The sequence below is a fragment of the Klebsiella sp. KPN54798 genome (genome assembly GCF_021184225.1).
Lineage (GTDB): Bacteria > Pseudomonadota > Gammaproteobacteria > Enterobacterales > Enterobacteriaceae > Klebsiella > Klebsiella pneumoniae.
Genome location: NZ_CP089234.1, coordinates 1,867,444 through 1,887,864, shown reverse-complemented (window position 1 = coordinate 1,887,864; position 20,421 = coordinate 1,867,444). Strand labels below are relative to the sequence as shown.

General features: G+C 55.1%; 11 protein-coding genes and 2 pseudogenes. 4 read left to right on the top strand and 9 right to left on the bottom strand.

Features of this window, described 5'->3' with window-relative positions; translation table 11 throughout:
- Nucleotides 1–167: 167 nt before the first annotated feature.
- Nucleotides 168–1,391, bottom strand: coding sequence for a zinc metallochaperone GTPase ZigA (zigA, locus tag LPQ25_RS08950; RefSeq protein WP_000005768.1), 1,224 nt, complete (start codon nt 1,389–1,391; stop codon nt 168–170).
- A 36-nt stretch (nt 1,392–1,427) separates the two neighbouring features.
- A pseudogene (gene hisI, locus LPQ25_RS27380) lies at nt 1,428–1,829 on the bottom strand (phosphoribosyl-AMP cyclohydrolase).
- A gap of 150 nt (nt 1,830–1,979) precedes the next feature.
- Here hisI and LPQ25_RS08940 point away from each other — a divergent pair.
- Nucleotides 1,980–2,462 carry a Fur family transcriptional regulator gene (locus LPQ25_RS08940; protein WP_021575198.1) on the top strand — a complete coding sequence of 161 codons (483 nt, stop codon included), beginning with the start codon at nt 1,980–1,982 and terminating at the stop codon, nt 2,460–2,462.
- A gap of 205 nt (nt 2,463–2,667) precedes the next feature.
- On the opposite strand, the gene LPQ25_RS08935 is transcribed toward LPQ25_RS08940, so the two are convergent.
- The 3 genes and pseudogenes from LPQ25_RS08935 to LPQ25_RS08925 all read right to left on the bottom strand — a co-directional run.
- Entirely contained in the window at nt 2,668–3,576 is a 909-nt protein-coding gene (locus LPQ25_RS08935; RefSeq protein WP_012131851.1) for a FecCD family ABC transporter permease, read from the bottom strand.
- A gap of 110 nt (nt 3,577–3,686) precedes the next feature.
- Nucleotides 3,687–4,643 (bottom strand): ABC transporter substrate-binding protein, encoded by a 957-nt coding sequence (locus tag LPQ25_RS08930; RefSeq protein WP_000732537.1) that lies wholly within the window; start codon nt 4,641–4,643, stop codon nt 3,687–3,689.
- A gap of 21 nt (nt 4,644–4,664) precedes the next feature.
- A pseudogene (locus LPQ25_RS08925) lies at nt 4,665–4,982 on the bottom strand (ABC transporter ATP-binding protein); the annotation flags it as partial.
- A 173-nt stretch (nt 4,983–5,155) separates the two neighbouring features.
- Between LPQ25_RS08925 and LPQ25_RS08920 the strand changes: the two are divergent.
- Nucleotides 5,156–6,418: a tyrosine-type recombinase/integrase gene (locus LPQ25_RS08920; protein ID WP_000059622.1), complete on the top strand. Its 1,263-nt coding sequence runs from the start codon at nt 5,156–5,158 to the stop codon at nt 6,416–6,418.
- Between the two features lie 193 nt (nt 6,419–6,611).
- Here the strand turns inward: LPQ25_RS08920 and ybtS are convergent, their stop codons facing one another.
- Genes ybtS through ybtP form a run of 4 tightly spaced genes read right to left on the bottom strand, consistent with a single transcriptional unit; the run spans nt 6,612 to nt 12,718 of the window.
- Nucleotides 6,612–7,916 carry a yersiniabactin biosynthesis salicylate synthase Irp9/YbtS gene (gene ybtS, locus LPQ25_RS08915; protein WP_014907273.1) on the bottom strand — a complete coding sequence of 435 codons (1,305 nt, stop codon included), beginning with the start codon at nt 7,914–7,916 and terminating at the stop codon, nt 6,612–6,614.
- A 27-nt stretch (nt 7,917–7,943) separates the two neighbouring features.
- The gene (ybtX, locus tag LPQ25_RS08910) at nt 7,944–9,224 is read right to left on the bottom strand and encodes a yersiniabactin-associated zinc MFS transporter YbtX (protein ID WP_014907272.1); all 1,281 of its coding nucleotides are present in this window, start codon (nt 9,222–9,224) and stop codon (nt 7,944–7,946) included.
- On the bottom strand, nt 9,217–11,019 hold the full coding sequence (ybtQ, locus tag LPQ25_RS08905) for a yersiniabactin ABC transporter ATP-binding/permease protein YbtQ (protein ID WP_014907271.1): 1,803 nt from the start codon (nt 11,017–11,019) through the stop codon (nt 9,217–9,219). Before ybtQ ends, ybtX begins: the two co-directional genes overlap by 8 nt.
- A complete protein-coding gene (gene ybtP, locus LPQ25_RS08900) occupies nt 11,006–12,718 on the bottom strand; it encodes a yersiniabactin ABC transporter ATP-binding/permease protein YbtP (RefSeq protein ID WP_014907270.1) in 1,713 nt (570 codons plus the stop codon). Before ybtP ends, ybtQ begins: the two co-directional genes overlap by 14 nt.
- A gap of 381 nt (nt 12,719–13,099) precedes the next feature.
- Here ybtP and ybtA point away from each other — a divergent pair, with 381 nt between their 5' ends.
- Entirely contained in the window at nt 13,100–14,059 is a 960-nt protein-coding gene (ybtA, locus tag LPQ25_RS08895; protein WP_000140406.1) for a yersiniabactin transcriptional regulator YbtA, read from the top strand.
- Between the two features lie 190 nt (nt 14,060–14,249).
- Nucleotides 14,250–20,357, top strand: a complete 6,108-nt coding sequence (irp2, locus tag LPQ25_RS08890; protein ID WP_048336773.1) for a yersiniabactin non-ribosomal peptide synthetase HMWP2 — start codon at nt 14,250–14,252, stop codon at nt 20,355–20,357.
- Nucleotides 20,358–20,421: the final 64 nt, after the last annotated feature.

The following is a 20,421-nucleotide window of genomic DNA, read 5'->3' as shown; positions in this document are numbered from 1 at the left end:
TTGAGTCCCAAGATCATCAGGAAACCAGACGTTTTGTCTCGCTATATGGGCAACAACATCTGAATAGTGTTGTACAGTGGTTCAAAAAAGCTGGGGAAGAATTGTTGTAAATCTGCCCCCTTTTCGCTTTCATACGAAGGCACCCGACAAATGCGGGTGCCTTCGATTCATTCTTCGAACCAGGGCTCAACAGGATCGGAATAATGCCGCCACTTTTGAGGCCCTTCTGCCATTTCTGCATCCGTTAACAGGGCGGAATCCAGTCTGTTGCGCAGTTCTGATTCATTCATATCCATTCCAATAAAAACGAGTTCCTGACGGGCATCACCAATGCCATCTATCCAGTTAGACATGATGAACTTCAGTGACTCAGCATCCTCTGGCCAACGTCCTTTCGGCACACTAGCCCACCACATGCCCCCCAGCCCCTGGCGCGCAATGCCACCTGCCTGCGACCATGAACCTGCGAATTCCGGACGGCTGGCCAGCCAGAAGTAACCTTTTGATCTGACGACTCCATCCAGCTCATTTTCCATCACCTGCCAGAAACGGGTCGGATGAAAAGGCCGGCGGGCGCGAAAGACAAAGCTGGTGATCCCATATTCTTCTGTCTCCGGCGTATGTTCGCCCCGGAGTTCTTTAAGCCAGCCGGGTGCCTGAGCGGCCTGCTCGAAATCAAACAGCCCGGTATTAAGTATGTTGCCCAGCGGAACCTGTCCAAACTGTGAAACAACGATTCTGGCCCGTGGATTAAGCGAACGTAAAATCGCCATCAGTTTTTCTTTTTGCGCTTCACTGATAAGGTCAACTTTATTAAGGACCAGCACATCACAGAATTCAATCTGATCGATCAGCAAGTCAACAACGCTCCTTTCATCACCTTCACCTAACGATTCTCCGCGTGACTGAATGCTGTCTTCCGAACCGTAGTCTTTCAGAAAATTGTACGCATCCACCACAGTGACCATGGTGTCAAGGCGGGCCACCGTCGAAAGGCTTTCACCGTCATCGCCCGCAAAGGTAAATGTTTCAGCAACAGGCAGAGGCTCAGATATACCGGTGGACTCAATGACAAGCTGATCAAAACGCCCTTCTTTTGCCAGACGATTAACTTCGAGAAGAAGATCTTCGCGCAATGTGCAGCAAATGCAACCGTTGCTCATTTCTACCAGTTTTTCATCAGTCCGGGAGAGTTCTGCACCACCTTCCCTCACAAGGGCAGCATCAATATTCACCTCAGACATATCATTAACAATGACAGCAACACGACGGCCTTCCCGGTTGTTCAGAATATGGTTAAGCAGTGTCGTTTTCCCTGCTCCCAAAAATCCCGAAAGTACGGTAACCGGCAGGCGTTTATCGCCATGAAAATTTGCACTGACTTCGGACATTACCTTACATCTCCTCAGATATTCGTTGTGTTCGGATTAACCAGGATCGTTGAGCACGGTTAGCTCATCGCCTTTAATGGCGTTGTAAAAACAACTCCGCCGACCTGTGTGGCAGGCTCCACCTTTTTGATCCACAAGCAGTAGTACCGCATCTCCGTCACAATCCAGACGGATATCATGTACTTGCTGAACGCAGCCGGAGGTCTCACCTTTTCGTCAAAGGCATGATCGGGATCGCGACCAGTAACAGGCTCTGCCAGTCAATAAGGTTTCATCAAGAGCCTGTTGATTCATCCAGGCAAGCATCAACACCTCTCCAGTGTCATATTGCTGTGCAATCGCAGCGATCAATCCATGAGAATCCCAGGGTATTGATGCCAGGATATCTTCAAGTTTAAAAACTGCACCTGCATGGGCTTTTTCCAGTAAGAGAAACATTGGCACCTCACTTATCATGTGTTATGTTATAACGTAACAATAAAATTTGCCAGTTCTTCTTTCCTTACATGGCACGATCAAAACATCAGTAGATTTCCATCGTTTCAGGACAAGAAAAGATAACATCGCTTGAAAATTACAGGAGGCCCGGTGAGTAATAGCCCATATTCTCTAAGTACAAGGGACACTGCATTATCGTCTACGGATTGTTCCGGGCGGAGAGAGCTGATTGAGAGTAAGAAAATACGAATCACACCGCTCCGGGAGAGAGTTTATAATTTCGTCAGTCATGCTAAAGAAAAAGGCATTAGCGCATACCAGATACTGGAATTAATGAAGAAATATAATCCGAATGCAAAACCGGCTACGGTTTATCGTTCTCTGGATTATTTGCAACAGGCAGGGATTATCGTAAAAATAGAATGCTGTAGCAAATTTATCAAAAAAAATAATTTATCCTCTGATGTTGTGACTATTTTTTTGATTTGCTCAAACTGCGGAACAATAATCCAACATACTGACCACCTCATTCATACTTACATTGAGAAAAAAGCAATAGATTATGGTTGTGCTGTACAAAAAAAAGATATTGAAGTTAAAGTAATTTGCCCTGATTGTCGAGGAAAGGGTTAAATCACCAATACGAATAATCATTGAAATCGAGTCAGGCGATAAATAAATTTTAAAATATCTAAAAGCCATCACACTATTACCTGACTCTATAATAAATATAACCGTCAACAAGGATTGTCGGTTGCTTTCATAATTGGCGTCAACAACCTCAACCTTCAGAATGAATAAAAGACATCAGAGCCTTATTTTTCTGTCTTATATGTGCTTAACAGGCCGTATTTCTGGACGAATTTCGTGCGAGTAACATGATAATAAACAACCCTCCAATGCCCGCCGTAATAATGCCAATTGGTAGTTCCTGCGGTGCCAGTATCGTCCGGCTGACTATATCGCCGCCACACAGTAATATTGCACCCCAGACGCCACACAAAGGTAACAACAACAGATGCTTAACTCCTGCAAAATGCCGACACAGATGAGGCACCATTAAGCCAACAAATCCAATCACGCCGGTTAATGCCACCATCAACGATGTTGCCAGTGCGCAACAAAGAAAAATCTCGATGCGCAGACGACTCACGTTAATCCCCAGCGACAACGCTGTCTGTTCTCCTGCCAGCACACCATCCAGAGAGCGCCACCGTAACAGGACAAAAGCAAACAGCAACACCAGGCTGAACACTGCGAAAGGCAAATTATTCCAGGTGGCTAATCCCAGACCACCCAGTGACCAGAACAGCACAGAGCTGGCAGCTCGCTGATCGCCCGAAAAAATGAAATAACTGGTCAGCGCCCCGAACAAAAAAGAGATGGCAAGACCGCAGAGAATTAGATGCTCAGCTCCGCGTTGCTTTTTAAAATGAAACAACAGCATTACTGCTATGGCGGAACACACACCACCAACAAACGCCGATACGGGGAGCGTTAATACACCAAGTCGATCACCAAAACGGGTGATCACCAGCACCGCCCCCGCTGACGCGCCGGAGGATAGCCCGAACAAAAAAGGATCGGCCAGATCGTTACGGGTGGTAGTTTGTAACAACGCCCCTACCATTGCCAGTCCCGCCCCTGTCAGCACAGAGAGCAACATCCTCGGTACGCGTAAATCCGTCACAATTCTGCTGACCATGGCAGATACCGGCTCATCCACCAGCTTCAGTGCTCCCAGCACCTACATTAGCGACAGTGAAACTGTCCCTCTGGTAATACTGAATAACATCAACCCAATCAGCACTACCATGGCTCCCCACATCGCCCAGTGATAACGGTACGACATGAGCATCACTTCGCCGTTGACGGGTACATCGCCCGCGCGAGTTTTTCCACCGCATCAACGTTGGCAGGCCCCGGTGTCAGTTCAGCATATTGTAATTTCAGGTATCGATGATGCTGAACAGCCGGAGTCAGTTTCATTAACGGATGATTCTCAAGAAAATGACGCAGTGCATCCGCACCGCTGCCCGTCTGGTAATCCAACAAAATAATGAAGTCCGGCTCAGTAGCGGCCACGCTTTCCCAGGAAGTCGTTCCCCAACTGGTATCCACCGCCTCCATTACATTTTTACCACCAGCCGCCTCAATTATGGCCGTAGGCATCGCATATTTACCACTGGTAAACGGTTTATCCTCGCCTGAGTCGTAGACGAACACCTTTAAAGGACGGGTACCTGCCGCTGGCTTCGGCAGTTCATTCAACCTCTTTTTCCAGCCGCTGACCAGGGACTGTGCGTCATTGCGCTTGCCAAAAATCTTACCCAGCGTGAGGACATCGTTATACAGCAGATCCATGGTGGCTTTATTTTTGTGCGCAGTGGTGAACACACAGCTTTCACTCAGAACAAAAGTCTTGATGCCATATTTGCTTAGCGTATCCGGCGTCACTTCGCCACCCACCTTCATCCCATAGTTCCAGCCAGCGAAAAAGAAATCAGGTTCGGCTGCCAGCAATGTTTCCAGAGTGGGATATTTGGGTGCCAGTTCTGGGATCGAGCCCATCGCCTTTTTAAATTCCGGCGTCATTTTGTACCAGCCACTAATACCAGTCAGCCCAACAATACGATCCTGTAAATGCAGTGCAAACGCCATTTCTGACATATTAAGGTCGTTGATAACAGCCCTTTTCGGCGGACCGGCGAATGTGACAGGAGTCCCACAACTTTCAATAGTAACAGGAAAATCAGCAGCACTGGCTACTGAGGCAGACAGTACCGCCAGCAGGGATATAAACAATTTTTTCATCACTGACTCTCAGAAAGTAATTTATGCACAATGCGGAACTTCAAAAATACGCAACGCCTTTCCTGTATGGGGATGCGGTACGGTAAAACTGGTCAAGCCAAAGATGGGATAAAGGTATTCTGATACCAATACCCTCTCCGGTGTGTCACAGATCACTGATTGCCCCTGCGACAAGAGGAGAACACGGTCAGCAAATGATTCTGTCAGTGTCAGATCGTGCAATACCGCCACGACGGTAATTCCCTTGGTTTTTACAAGGGAAAGTAGTTCCTCGCGCCCGGGAGGATCGAGATGATTGGTGGGTTCATCAAGCAATACCAGGTCGGGCGTCTGTGCCAGTCAGAGGAGCCAATTTTCTGTTTTCATGCTTCCTTGCGAATCCTTATCTGATGTTGATTCAACAGGTTAGTGTGAAAACTCTTCCCGGTGCATTTTGATTTTACCCTACGCATCGGGAAAAATTGGTGGTCAAATCTGGGGTCAGGTTAGTTCGATAATGGAGTGACCCCCATATGTCCCTTACCGACGCAAAAATCCGCACCCTCAAGCCTTCTGATAAACCCTTTAAAGTCTCCGATTCCCACGGTCTGTATCTGCTGGTCAAGCCGGGTGGCTCCCGCCACTGGTATCTCAAATACCGTATTAGCGGTAAAGAATCCCGCATTGCGCTGGGTGCCTATCCAGCCATCTCCCTGTCTGATGCGCGACAGCAACGTGAAGGTATCCGTAAAATGCTGGCGCTGAATATCAACCCGGTACAGCAGCGGGCTGCTGAACGTGGCTCACGAACACCGGAGAAAGTTTTTAAAAACGTGGCGCTGGCGTGGCATAAAAGTAACAGGAAATGGTCGCAGAACACCGCCGACCGTCTGCTTGCCAGCCTGAACAATCACATCTTTCCGGTCATCGGGAACCTACCTGTATCAGAACTTAAACCCCGTCATTTCATTGACCTGCTGAAAGGGATCGAGGAAAAAGGTCTGCTGGAGGTTGCGTCCCGCACACGGCAGCACCTGAGTAACATAATGCGCCATGCGGTCCATCAGGAGTTAATCGATACGAACCCTGCAGCAAACCTTGGCGGCGTGACCACACCTCCTGTCAGACGGCACTATCCTGCCCTGCCGCTGGAGCGGCTGCCTGAACTGCTTGAACGTATTGGGGCATATCATCAGGGCCGTGAACTGACCCGGCATGCCGTTCTGCTGATGCTGCATGTGTTCATTCGCTCCAGTGAACTGCGTTTCGCCCGCTGGTCAGAGATTGATTTCACAAACCGAGTCTGGACGATACCCGCGACGCGAGAACCCATTATTGGCGTGCGTTATTCCGGCCGCGGGGCAAAAATGCGAATGCCGCATATCGTCCCCCTCTCAGAACAGTCCATCGCCATTCTGAAACAGATTAAGGATATCACCGGTAATAATGAACTGATCTTCCCCGGCGACCATAACCCGTATAAGCCAATGTGTGAAAACACGGTCAATAAGGCACTGCGGGTGATGGGTTACGACACGAAAAAGGATATCTGCGGTCACGGCTTCCGGGCAATGGCATGCAGTGCGCTGATGGAATCGGGTTTATGGGCAAAGGACGCAGTAGAACGCCAGATGAGTCATCAGGAGCGCAATACCGTGCGCATGGCTTATATTCATAAGGCAGAGCACCTAGAAGCCCGCAAAGCGATGATGCAGTGGTGGTCGGATTATCTGGAAGCATGCCGAGAATCTTATGCACCGCCTTATACAATTGGTAAAAATAAGTTTATCCCATAGTATACTAACGAATCCCACACTCTGGCAAATTACCACCACCTCTACAGGAGGTGGTTCTATATAGACTTTTATCAACTTCATGACGAAAAACACCTATTTTATCCAAAAAGAAGACAATAGAGTCACAGAGGAATCAAAGAGCGACTCAATTGTCTTTGGACAGTCTGGTTGTGAGGTTAGAAAACAGTTACTCCTACACCATTAAATAGGGCGCAATGCTCGCTAATTTCTCCCGGGTTTCCGTCAGTTCGCGTTCCGGCGTAGATTGCGCGATGATCCCCGCCCCCGCCTGTATCCAGCTGCGCTGGCTGTCCTGAAATACGGAACGCAGGACTAGCGCCGCATCAAAGCGCGTATCGTCCAGCAGCAGGATTGCGCCGGAATAGAGCTCTCGCGGCGTCTTCTCAATTTGCATAATCGCGTTCAGGGCAGCGTTTTTAGGGATACCTGAGGCGGTAATCGACGGAAACAGCACGGTAAACGCATCCCAGGCATCCTTGTTTTCCGCAAGCTGACCGCTCACGCCGGACCCCAGATGCTGAACGCTGCCGCGCTGGCGAACCGACATTAAATCTTCAACCACCACGCTGCCCGGCAGGCAAACGGCCTCCAGTTCAGCAATCGCTTCTTTGACAGAAAGGATATGCTCAAGCACCTCTTTACTGTCGTGCAGCAGTTCTGCCTCTTTCGCCTTATTATGCTCCGGGTTTCCCATGCGATCGCGGGTGCCCGCAAGCGGTTCAGTGACCACTTTATTGCCCGTCACTGACATCACCAGTTCCGGGCTAAAGCCCAGCGCTTCGCGTCCTTCCTGACGGAACATAAACGAGCGCACAGGCGTGTTTGCCTGCCGCCCGTATAACAGCGTGGCGGGCATATCAATCCGCGATGGCAGGGGAATGGCGCGCGAGACAATCACTTTGACATACTCGCCACGGCGGATCTCCGCAACGGCGCGCGCAACCTGTTGTTTATACGCCTCACCATTGAGGGCGGTATCCACCGCCAGTGGTGCGTTCTGCGTCGTTGTACTGGCCTCTTTTACCCACTCGCACAAACGTCGGCACCCGTCGGCGGAGTCCGCATAAACGGTGACATTTCCCTTTTCAAAAATAAGTTCTTCACGGGGAACGGTTAACGTCAGCAGCGGCCACTCCCCGGCGTCAAAGGCAATCCCCCGCGCATGCGCCGCAAAGTTGAACCCAACCTGTCCATATACCCGACGTCCTTTCACCTGAGGATGCGCCATAAAACGACGCGCGCAGTCGGCAATGGAATCCACCGCCCATTTTTGCTCCCCGGCATCATCAATAAATGTCGCCTGCGTTCCATCGGCATTAATGTGCAACCGTGCCTGGCACCCTTTGCCTAAATACCAACAGGGTTGACGCTCATAGACATAACACTCTTCTTCTGCGAACTGGCGTAAAACGCCAGAAATCGTCGGCAGCCATTGTTCCTCTGGTAACGCCAGGTGTAAAAATTCACTGATTTTCATCCCTTACCTCTCTGTGTTATTCCCGGATCAATCAATTGCGCTTGTCATCAGTTCTCTTGCCGAATGCAGCCGGATATAAGCAACCCACGCCGCCAGCAACGTGAATGCCCCGGCAAACAGGAAGCAGGCCGCATAGCCAAAATGTTGAGCAACAACGCCGCCGATAACGCCTGCCAGAATGGCGATTGCCGCGTCAGTACATTGAAAGAGGGTGAAGTCGACACCGGCCTGCAAAGGCGATGAAAGCGACATCAGCGTGGCGTAAAGACAGACCAGCGCGCAGGCCAGCGAAATGGACTGGACAATGACCAGACACTGGAGAATCGGCAGCAGCAGATGACCCGGCGCCATCATGAGCGTCATCACCACCGCCAGCAGCGCGATCCCCTGGACGCCATAAGCCGTCAACAGCGCTCTGCCGGGTGAGGTGTATTTCATCAGCAATCCGCCGGCCAGCGTTCCTGCTATGCCCGCTGCAATATTGCCGCCGCTGAACAGCGCGCCCAACGCGGACATGCTTAACCCATGATCCAACAACAGCGGCGCCAGAAGAGGCAGCACAAACCGCATGCCTGAATTCAGCATCAATACCAGCAGTAAGCCCAGGCGCGCCTGCTTCCTCCTTAGCGCATAACCTAACGCCGGAACATGCGGGATAGTCGCTGTTCGCGTCGGCTCCGTAATGCGCCACAGCGGGAATGACAGCGCCATAATCAGCACCGCCATCATCAGCATGGCGACAGGCCAGCCGGATGCTGCCGACAGCATCAGGAACACCCCGCCGCCGCACATCATTCCCAGATAGCTACCGCCGACCTGCACGCTGTTTCCCCAGCCGTAACCCGCGCGGGTCAGTTGATCGACGCAAAAGCCGTCGCTGGCGATATCAATGGTGGAGGCGACCGTGCCTGCCACCATAAACAGAACAAATAACGCGACGATTTGCGTATCGGGGAATCCCCCTTCTCGCCCAAACCAGCCAATCGCTGCGGCAATCATCAGTATCGCCGCTAACGCGACCTGACCACGCAGGATTAACATGCGGGAACGGCGTTCCTGGCTACCGGGCGGAAGCCGCCAGCGCTCGATCCACGGCGCCCAAATAAACTTCAGCGCCCAGGGCAGCATGAACAGGGTTGTCGCACCGGCAAGCGCCAGCGAGCCGCCAGCAGCGCGCACCAGCGCGGGTAAGGACTGCATAGACAGCGCCGATACCAGGCTCTGCGTCACATAGACGCCGGCAATAGCAAAAATCACCCGCCCGGTCGTCAACGTCAGCGGTTTCACATTCGACTGAACATCACTCATGCACCCACTCTCCAGACGCGGAAACCCCGTCGTCGCGCCACACGCGCGCGGCCATTTGCGCCTGCCACAGCGCCTGATAACGTCCATGATGAGAGAGCAATTGCGCATGGGTACCCTGCTCAACCACCTGTCCCTCTTCCATCACCAGAATGTTTCCGGCCCCGGCGATGGTGGATAAACGGTGGGCGATGATAATCACCGTCCGGTTGCGAACCAGGTTATCGATCGCTTTTTGCACCGCCAGCTCGCTTTCAATATCCAGCGCGGCGGTCGGTTCATCGAGAATGACGACCGGCGCGTTTTTCAATAACGCTCTGGCAATGGAAATCCGCTGGCGCTCGCCGCCCGATAGCTGGCCACCCATCTCTCCCATTGGCGTCAGCCAGCCTTGCGGAAGGCGGGAAATAAACTCAAGGCACTGCGCAGCGCGGGCGGCCTCTTCCACCTCCTGTCGCGTCGCCTGTGGGCGCGCGATACGGATATTCGCCAGCAGCGTGTCATCAAACAGCCAGACATCCTGGAAAACAACAGAAATCAGGCTATTGAGCTGTTCCGGCGTCAGGCGGCGAATATCGACGCCGCCAATAGAAATCTGCCCTTGCTGCGGATCGGCATAGCGCATTAACAGTTTAGTGACCGTGGTTTTGCCTGCGCCGGAGGCACCCACCAGCGCGCTCATACTGGCCGCCGGGAACGTCAAAGAAACATGATTAAGCGCGTGGCCGTCGCCTTCTTCGTAGCGATAGCTGACGTTGTCAAAGCGGATATCATAACGTTCCGGCATCTCGCTTTGCTCTGCGACGGGAAGCGGTGCTACCGCCATAAACTGCTCAATCCGTTGCAGGGCGCTGGCGATCAGTTCCACAACCGAGGTGTAGCTGATAAACATCGCCATCGGTTCTGCGAAGCGCATAATCATCGCGACGGCGGCAATCAGAAAGGCGAGGTTCAGAGTGCCCGTCACCACCCAGACGATCCCGGATAACACCACCACCTGTAGGCCCAACTCCACGACGCTGGCGATCAGCATCGTCGCGCCAGCGCCCTGACGGTGAGTGCGGGTTTGTAAGTTTTCCAGCGCATTGAAATGCGCCAGCAGCGCCCGGCTTTTATCGGCATCGCTGCCGCAGGTGCGCAATACCATCATCCCCTGAGCAAATTCAACGATATCGCCGCTCAGCCGATGGTGCGCTTCCCCCAGCGTCTGCATCTGTCGCCGCATCGCCGGGCGGCGCCAGTAATAAAACGGCACCAGCAGAGGGAAGATCAGCAACATCACCAGCCCCAGCCGCCAGTCTATCCACAATGTCGCCAGCGACGCCGTTAGCGGCGTGACAATGGTGAGCAGCAAAATATTGGCTATCGCGATAACATAATTGAGGTTTTCATCCACGCTGCCCAGCAGCAAGGCGTTCATCTCGCCCGCCCTGCCGCGCTGGAGCTTCTCCAGCGGCACGCGGCGTAACTGCTCGCCAAGTCGCAGGCGCAACTCATGGGTGGCCTGCGCCAGATGACCACGGTATTCAAAGCCCAGGCCATACCAGCGTAGCGCCAGCGTCACAATCGCGGCAACGCTGAAGGCCACAGCCCAGTTGAGAAGTTGCGGCGCGTCTCCCCGTAACAGCGCATCAATGATCGGATAAAGACAGGCAAAGGCGATCCCCTGCATGAATGCCGCCAGCAACAGCGCCAGCATACTGCGCCTCAGCATCCTGGCCTGACTGCCAACGCTGGAGATAAGCTGGCGCCAGATGACGCGCCAGGCCAGGTTATCCGCAGGATTATTGTCTTTCATTTTCCACCACCTCTTCCTGTGTTCCACCCGGCACCCAATGCTGCGCCTGCTGATAGTGTTGCCAGAGCCGTTGATACAGGCCACCCTGCGCCAACAGTTGCGTATGGTTCCCTATTTCCCTGAGCTGTCCGTCGGAAAACAGCAATATCACATCGGCCTGAGTCACCATTGAAAGACGATGCGCGACCATGATGACCGTCCGGCCGCGCATGGCCGCCGCGAGTGCCTTGATAAGCGCCGCTTCGTTTTCCGGGTCAGCAAACGCCGTCGCCTCATCAAGCACCAGGATGGGGCGATCCTGCAAAATCGCCCTGGCGATAGTGATGCGCTGCCGCTGGCCGCCGGAGAGAAATACCCCACGTTCCCCGACTCGCGTGTTGTAACCTTCTGGCAGCGCGCTAATAAAATCATGGGCCTGCGCCACTCTGGCCGCCGCTATTACCGCCTCCAGCGGCGTATCCGGCGCGCCCAGACGAATGTTATTGGCTATCGTGTCGGCAAAAAGGAAGTTGTCCTGAAACACAAACGAGAGTTGCTTCATCAGGGTGTCCGTCTGCATATCGCGCAGATCCACGCCGCCAATACGGATATGGCCTTTGTCCGGGTCGGCGTAACGCAGCAGCAAGCGCGCCACGGTGCTTTTTCCGGCGCCACTTGGCCCGACCAGCGCCACAATTTGCCCGGCAGGCACATGAAAGCTCACCTCCTGCAAAGCGGCGCCAGTACGCGCTTGCGGATAATGAAAGCTCACCTGCTCAAAGGTAATGCTCGCCTCTTGCGGCTGCTGGTCGGACAGCGGCAGCGATAACTCCGGCATCGCAAGAACCTGATAAATACGCTGAATGCTTAAACGCGTTTGCGCGACCAGGTTATTGAGCATCATCATTGGCATTACGGCTTCGGCCATTCCGCTGCCCAGCAGTAAAACGGCCACCCACGCGATAAAATCGAGACTGCCATAGTGCAACAGGCCGTATCCCGACCAGATCAGGACAAACAGGGTCGGGAGAGGGTTCAGAATCGAGAAGGAAAAACGCGCTGAAAAACCGGCTTTGCGATACCAGGTTTTGAGCACATCGACCCACTCTTCAAGGGCGCGTTGATAGCGCAAAAAACTGGTGCTGCCGCTATCAAACGTTCTCACCACGGGCATGGCCTGCACGAACTCAATAACCGCCGCACTGACCTGCTCGCGCGCCTTATGATAACGCTGAGCCATATCTTCCGAACACTGGCGGGCGAGCACGAGAACAACCGATCCAAACGCCAGTACCCCCAGCGTCGCGATTGCCAGCCGCCAGTCCAGCCAGAACAAGATAACGATTGTCGCCAGCGGCATGATGATCGCGCGGGCATAGAGCGGCGTGCTGTCGGCCACAAAAATATGTAACGACTTCACGTCATCCAGCATCACTTTCGCTACTGACCCGCTGCCCATTTGCTGTAACACGCCAGGCGGAAGCTGCAATGCTTTACGGGCTAACCTGCTGCGCAGAATGTTCTCCAGATGAAAAGCCGCGTAATGAGAGGTGTTGAACGCCTGCAAGCGCAGAACAAAAGTTAAGACCACGCAGCCGATCACGCCGCCCAGCGGCCAGGCCGGAATAGCGTCAGGCGTCGCGCGAATGTCACGCAGGCTCCACGCCAGAAAAAGGAGCGCCCCCAGGTTGGTTAATGCCGCCAGCCCCGCCAGCGCCATAGCTAAAATAACCTTCCTGCGAACCGGTGTAATCACCTGCCAGAGAGGAAATCGGGACAGCGATTCAGTATTGGATGATTGAGATGACATGGGAGTAACTGAATTTCCTGATGAATTTTTACGGACGCCAAAAACGACAATTCAGGGTGGCGTTCTGAGAATTAATGTGAATAATAACCATTATCAATAACTCATCTACCCCATTCGGTTCTATTTATACCCTAAATAGTTCGAGTTGCAGGAAGGCGGCAAGCGAGGGAAGCCCCAGGAGCTTACAGAAGTAAGTGACTGGGGTGAGTGAGCGTAGCCAACGCACATGCAACTTGAAATATGACGGGTATATGCCCGCATTGGTCTAAGCCACAGGGAGATAACCAGGTCATGACGGAGTCACCGCAAACGCAATCTGAAATCTCTATTCACCAGTTGGTGGTCGGGAAACCTGCAAACGATGGCAATATTCCTGCTCAGTGTGAACTGCTGCGCTGTTCGTTGCAGGAAGGTATGGATATTTTGCTCTGGAGGGGCCATTTTGCGCGGCCTGAGACGTTGCAGCTACACGACGATCTGGGCAGGATTAACTTCTCGTGCATCCTGGAAGGCACATCTCGCTTTGCGATTCAGGGACTCAGGCGCCACACCGACTGGGAGCTTGCGCGCAATCGCCATTACATTACCCATACGCCAGACTGCCGTGGCAGCGCCTCCTATTGTGGCCGATTCGAGAGCATTACCCTCTCCTTCAGCCCTGAAACCCTCGCGCTGTGGGTGCCGGATATTAGCGCGGTCATTAAGAATAAGATCGACTCCCACTGCTGTTGCCAGCAGCAGCGTTGTAATGCTGAAACCCACTTAACGGCTCAGGCCTTGCGTCACGCGCTGATGCGCATGCACGGCGGCTTCAGCCATGAACAAAAGCCGTCAACGCTATGGTTGCAGGGGCAAAGTCTGGTCATGCTCAGTCTGGTGCTGGATGAACATCGCGAAGACGCCAGTTGCCTCTCCTGCCACTTCAACCCGATGGAACGCCAGAAACTGCTGCGGGCGAAGGATCTGCTGCTGGCTGATCTGACGCAAGCGCCGGGCGTCGCGGAGCTGGCCAGAGAGTCCGGTCTGAGCGTTCTCAAAATTAAGCGAGGCTTCCGCGTTCTGTTCAACAACAGCGTCTATGGCCTGTTTCAGGCTGAACGAATGCAGGAAGCCAGAAGACGCCTGGCTAACGGCAATACCTCCGTCATGACGGTGGCAGCCGATCTGGGCTATGCCAACGCCAGCCATTTCTCTGCCGCCTTCCAGAAACAGTTTGGCGTAACCCCTTCGACCTTTAAACGCGTGATGTAACCGGGGTCGCGCCCCCCTAAATTCCTCCCTGACAGAGGCCCGGATACCCCATCCGGGCCTCTGTTCTTTCCGCCTGTTACCAACCCGAAACGGGCATAAATAAACCCGTTTCGGGTAGCATCCAATTGTTAATAATTATTATTCTCATATGAGCAATGCTTTTCGGTAAGACGTGCCATCAGGAGGAAGAATGATTTCTGGCGCACCATCTCAGGATTCGCTGTTACCGGACAACCGCCACGCGGCTGATTACCAACAATTACGCGAGCGGCTTATACAGGAACTGAATTTAACGCCGCAGCAGTTACATGACGAAAGCAACCTGATCCAGGCCGGCCTGGATTCAATAAGATTGATGAGATGGTTACACTGGTTTCGTAAAAATGGCTACCGCCTTACCCTTCGCGAGCTGTATGCCGCCCCCACGCTGGCGGCATGGAACCAGTTAATGCTCATCCGGTCGCCGGAGAACGCGGAAGAAGAAACGCCGCCCGACGAATCATCCTGGCCGAACATGACCGAAAGTACCCCCTTCCCATTGACGCCGGTACAGCACGCCTACCTGACGGGCCGCATGCCGGGGCAGACGCTTGGCGGCGTGGGTTGCCACCTGTATCAGGAGTTTGAAGGCCATTGTCTGACAGCATCGCAGCTGGAGCAGGCCATCACGACCTTGCTGCAACGCCACCCAATGCTGCATATCGCCTTTCGCCCCGACGGGCAGCAGGTCTGGCTACCGCAACCTTACTGGAACGGCGTCACCGTTCATGATTTACGCCATAACGACGCTGAAAGCCGCCAGGCCTATCTGGACGCACTGCGCCAGCGCCTGAGCCACCGTCTTTTACGCGTGGAAATCGGCGAAACGTTTGATTTTCAGCTGACGCTCTTGCCGGACAATCGCCACCGCCTCCATGTCAATATTGACCTGCTGATTATGGATGCCTCCAGCTTTACGCTTTTCTTCGATGAGCTTAACGCCCTGCTGGCCGGAGAATCGCTGTCGGCTATCGACACCCGCTATGATTTCCGCTCGTATTTGCTGCACCAGCAGAAGATCAATCAACCACTGAGAGACGACGCACGCGCTTACTGGCTGGCGAAAGCATCGACGCTTCCCCCCGCGCCCGTCTTGCCGCTGGTCTGCGAACCCGCCACGCTACGTGAAGTCCGTAATACCCGACGCCGCATGATTGTCCCGGCAACACGCTGGCACGCCTTTAGCAACCGGGCCGGCGAGTATGGCGTGACGCCGACAATGGCGCTGGCGACCTGTTTTTCTGCCGTGCTGGCTCGCTGGGGCGGCCTGACGCGTCTGCTGCTTAACATCACCTTATTCGACCGCCAGCCGCTGCACCCGGCGGTTGGCGCGATGCTTGCCGACTTCACCAATATTCTTCTGCTGGATACCGCCTGCGACGGCGATACCGTCAGCAATCTGGCGCGTAAAAACCAGCTCACGTTTACGGAGGACTGGGAGCATCGCCACTGGTCCGGCGTCGAGCTACTCCGTGAACTCAAACGCCAGCAGCGCTACCCCCACGGCGCCCCGGTGGTATTTACCAGCAATCTGGGGCGTTCCCTCTACAGCAGCCGCGCAGAATCGCCGTTGGGCGAGCCGGAATGGGGCATCTCGCAAACGCCGCAGGTCTGGATAGATCATCTGGCGTTCGAGCATCACGGCGAGGTCTGGCTGCAATGGGACAGCAACGACGCGCTGTTCCCTCCGGCGTTAGTCGAAACATTGTTCGACGCCTACTGCCAGCTAATTAACCAACTCTGCGATGACGAAAGCGCCTGGCAAAAGCCGTTCGCAGATATGATGCCCGCCAGCCAGCGCGCGATACGCGAACGGGTCAACGCCACCAGCGCCCCCATTCCCGAAGGCTTGCTGCATGAAGGCATTTTCCGTATCGCTCTGCAACAGCCGCAGGCGCTGGCGGTAACGGACATGCGTTATCAGTGGAATTATCATGAGCTGACAGACTATGCCCGCCGTTGTGCAGGCAGGTTAATCGAGTGCGGGGTTCAGCCCGGCGATAATGTGGCTATCACGATGTCGAAAGGCGCAGGACAACTTGTTGCAGTTCTGGCCGTCCTGCTGACCGGGGCGGTTTACGTTCCGGTTTCGCTGGATCAGCCTGCCGCACGGCGCGAGAAAATCTACGCTGACGCCAGCGTCCGGCTGGTGCTCATTTGTCAGCACGACGCCAGCGCCGGGTCAGACGATATTCCCGTCCTTGCCTGGCAGCAGGCCATTGAGGCGGAGCCGATCGCCAACCCGGTAGTACGCGCCCCCACGCAACCGGCCTACATTATCTACACCTCCGGCTCTACCGGTACGCCGAAAGGGGTAGTCATTTCTCACCGGGGAGCGCTTAACACCTGTTGCGATATCAATACCCGCTATCAGGTTGGCCCGCATGACAGGGTGCTGGCCCTCTCCGCCCTACATTTTGATTTATCGGTTTACGACATTTTTGGCGTACTGCGCGCGGGCGGCGCGCTGGTGATGGTGATGGAAAATCAACGGCGCGATCCTCACGCATGGTGTGAGCTGATCCAGCGCCATCAGGTCACGCTCTGGAACAGCGTCCCGGCGCTGTTCGATATGCTGCTGACCTGGTGTGAAGGTTTCGCCGACGCCACGCCGGAAAACCTGCGCGCAGTGATGCTTTCCGGCGACTGGATCGGGCTTAACCTCCCCGCCCGTTATCGGGCCTTCCGGCCACAAGGACAATTTATCGCGATGGGCGGCGCCACCGAGGCGTCTATCTGGTCTAACGCCTGCGAAATTCACGACGTCCCCGCCCACTGGCGTTCCATCCCTTACGGTTTTCCGCTAACCAACCAACGCTACCGGGTGGTGGATGAACAGGGCCGGGACTGCCCTGACTGGGTGCCGGGTGAATTATGGATTGGCGGCATTGGGGTCGCGGAAGGCTATTTCAACGATCCCCTGCGTAGCGAGCAGCAATTTTTGACGCTCCCGGACGAGCGCTGGTATCGCACCGGCGATCTCGGCTGCTACTGGCCAGATGGCACAATCGAGTTCCTCGGTCGTCGCGACAAGCAGGTCAAAGTCGGAGGATATCGCATCGAGCTGGGCGAAATCGAAAGCGCGCTCAGCCAGCTGGCGGGGGTGAAACAAGCAACCGTTCTGGCGATCGGCGAAAAAGAAAAAACGCTGGCGGCATACGTTGTTCCTCAAGGCGAGGCTTTTTGCATTACCGATCATCGGAACCCGGCACTGCCGCAGGCGTGGCACACGCTTGCGGGAACGTTGCCCTGTTGCGCCATCTCGCCAGAGATCTCCGCAGAACAGGTAGCCGATTTCCTTCAGCATCGCCTGCTAAAACTGAAGCCGGGTCACACCGCTGGCGCCGATCCTCTCCCCCTGATGAACTCACTCGCTATCCAGCCGCGCTGGCAGGCCGTGGTGGAACGCTGGTTAGCATTTCTGGTGACACAACGGCGACTGAAGCCCGCTGCTGAAGGTTATCAGGTCTGCGCTGGTGAAGAACGCGAGGATGAGCACCCGCACTTCAGCGGACATGATTTAACGTTATCGCAAATTCTTCGCGGTGCCCGTAACGAACTGTCGTTACTGAACGACGCGCAGTGGTCGCCGGAAAGCCTGGCCTTTAACCATCCGGCCAGCGCCCCGTATATTCAGGAACTGGCGACAATTTGCCAACAGCTTGCACAGCGCTTACAGCGCCCGATACGCCTGCTTGAGGTGGGAACCCGCACTGGCCGCGCCGCAGAATCGCTGTTAGCACAGCTCAACGCCGGACAGATTGAGTATGTCGGGCTTGAGCAGAGCCAGGAGATGCTGCTGAGCGCCCGGCAGAGGCTCGCCCCCTGGCCTGGCGCCCGTCTGTCCCTCTGGAATGCAGACACGCTGGCGGCGCACGCTCACTCGGCGGACATTATCTGGCTTAATAACGCCCTGCATCGTCTGCTGCCGGAAGATCCCGGGCTCCTTGCGACATTACAACAGCTTGCCGTTCCCGGCGCGCTGCTCTACGTGATGGAGTTTCGCCAGTTAACGCCGTCCGCCCTGCTCAGCACGCTCCTGTTAACCAATGGGCAGCCGGAGGCCTTGCTGCATAACAGCGCCGACTGGGCGGCATTATTTAGCGCGGCCGCCTTCAACTGTCAGCATGGCGATGAGGTCGCGGGGTTACAACGCTTCCTCGTACAATGTCCTGACAGGCAGGTGCGCCGCGATCCCCGTCAACTTCAGGCCGCCCTCGCTGGACGTCTGCCGGGGTGGATGGTGCCGCAACGGATCGTCTTCCTCGACGCCTTACCGCTGACGGCTAATGGGAAAATTGACTACCAGGCGCTGAAGCGTCGTCATACCCCTGAAGCGGAAAACCCGGCCGAAGCGGATTTACCCCAGGGCGACATTGAAAAACAGGTTGCCGCCCTCTGGCAGCAACTCTTATCAACTGGCAATGTCACCAGAGAAACCGACTTCTTCCAGCAAGGCGGCGATAGCCTGCTGGCGACCCGTCTGACCGGGCAACTTCATCAGGCAGGTTATGAAGCGCAATTAAGCGACCTGTTTAATCATCCCCGGCTGGCGGATTTTGCCGCCACGCTGCGGAAAACCGACGTCCCGGTCGAACAACCATTCGTCCACTCCCCTGAAGATCGCTACCAGCCCTTTGCGCTTACCGACGTGCAGCAGGCTTACCTGGTGGGGCGTCAGCCGGGCTTTGCCCTGGGCGGCGTCGGCTCACATTTCTTTGTTGAATTTGAAATTGCCGATCTGGACCTCACCCGGCTGGAGACGGTCTGGAACCGATTAATCGCCCGCCACGATATGCTGCGCGCCATCGTGCGTGATGGACAGCAACAGGTGCTCGAACAGACGCCCCCCTGGGTGATACCCGCACACACCCTCCATACGCCTGAAGAGGCGTTGCGGGTGCGCGAAAAACTGGCGCATCAGGTACTCAACCCCGAAGTGTGGCCGGTATTCGATCTCCAGGTCGGATACGTGGACGGGATGCCTGCCCGCCTGTGGCTGTGTCTGGATAACCTGTTGCTTGACGGTCTGAGCATGCAGATCCTGCTGGCGGAGCTGGAGCACGGCTACCGCTACCCGCAACAGCTGCTTCCGCCGCTGCCCGTCACCTTCAGGGATTATCTGCAACAACCCTCGCTACAGTCGCCCAATCCAGATTCTCTGGCATGGTGGCAGGCGCAGCTTGATGATATTCCTCCGGCGCCTGCGTTGCCGCTGCGCTGCTTGCCTCAGGAGGTTGAAACACCGCGCTTCGCCCGCCTGAACGGCGCGCTGGACAGCACGCGCTGGCATCGGCTGAAAAAACGGGCGGCTGACGCCCATCTCACCCCGTCGGCCGTACTGTTGTCGGTGTGGTCAACGGTTCTCTCTGCATGGAGTGCACAGCCTGAGTTCACGCTTAACCTTACGCTTTTCGACAGGCGACCGCTGCACCCGCAAATCAACCAGATTCTGGGCGATTTCACCTCGCTGATGCTGCTGAGCTGGCATCCCGGCGAAAGCTGGCTGCACAGCGCGCAGTCACTACAGCAGCGGCTGAGCCAGAACCTCAACCACCGCGATGTGTCAGCCATCCGCGTGATGCGTCAACTGGCGCAACAGCAAAACGTGCCTGCCGTTCCGATGCCCGTCGTCTTTACCAGCGCGCTGGGCTTTGAGCAGGATAACTTCCTCGCCCGGCGTAATCTGCTCAAACCGGTCTGGGGCATCTCCCAGACGCCGCAGGTCTGGCTCGATCACCAGATTTATGAATCCGAAGGCGAACTGCGCTTTAACTGGGATTTTGTCGCCGCGCTGTTTCCTGCCGGGCAGGTGGAGCGCCAGTTTGAACAGTATTGCGCATTGCTAAACCGAATGGCCGAGGATGAAAGCGGCTGGCAACTGCCGCTCGCCGCGCTGGTGCCTCCCGTTAAACACGCAGGGCAATGCGCAGAGCGCTCACCGCGCGTATGCCCTGAGCAATCTCAGCCACACATTGCGGCGGACGAGAGCACCGTCAGCCTGATTTGCGACGCCTTCCGCGAGGTGGTTGGCGAGTCTGTCACGCCCGCAGAAAACTTCTTTGAGGCGGGCGCAACGTCGCTGAATCTGGTGCAACTGCACGTTTTGTTACAACGTCACGAATTTTCCACCCTGACGTTGCTTGACCTCTTCACCCACCCTTCTCCTGCTGCCCTGGCCGATTATCTGGCCGGCGTCGCCACGGTGGAGAAAACAAAACGACCTCGCCCTGTTCGCCGTCGTCAGCGGCGGATATAGCGCGAAGCAAACTGATTTTCCCCGGAACGCCATCGCGAACGCATGGCGTTCCATTGACTTTGTG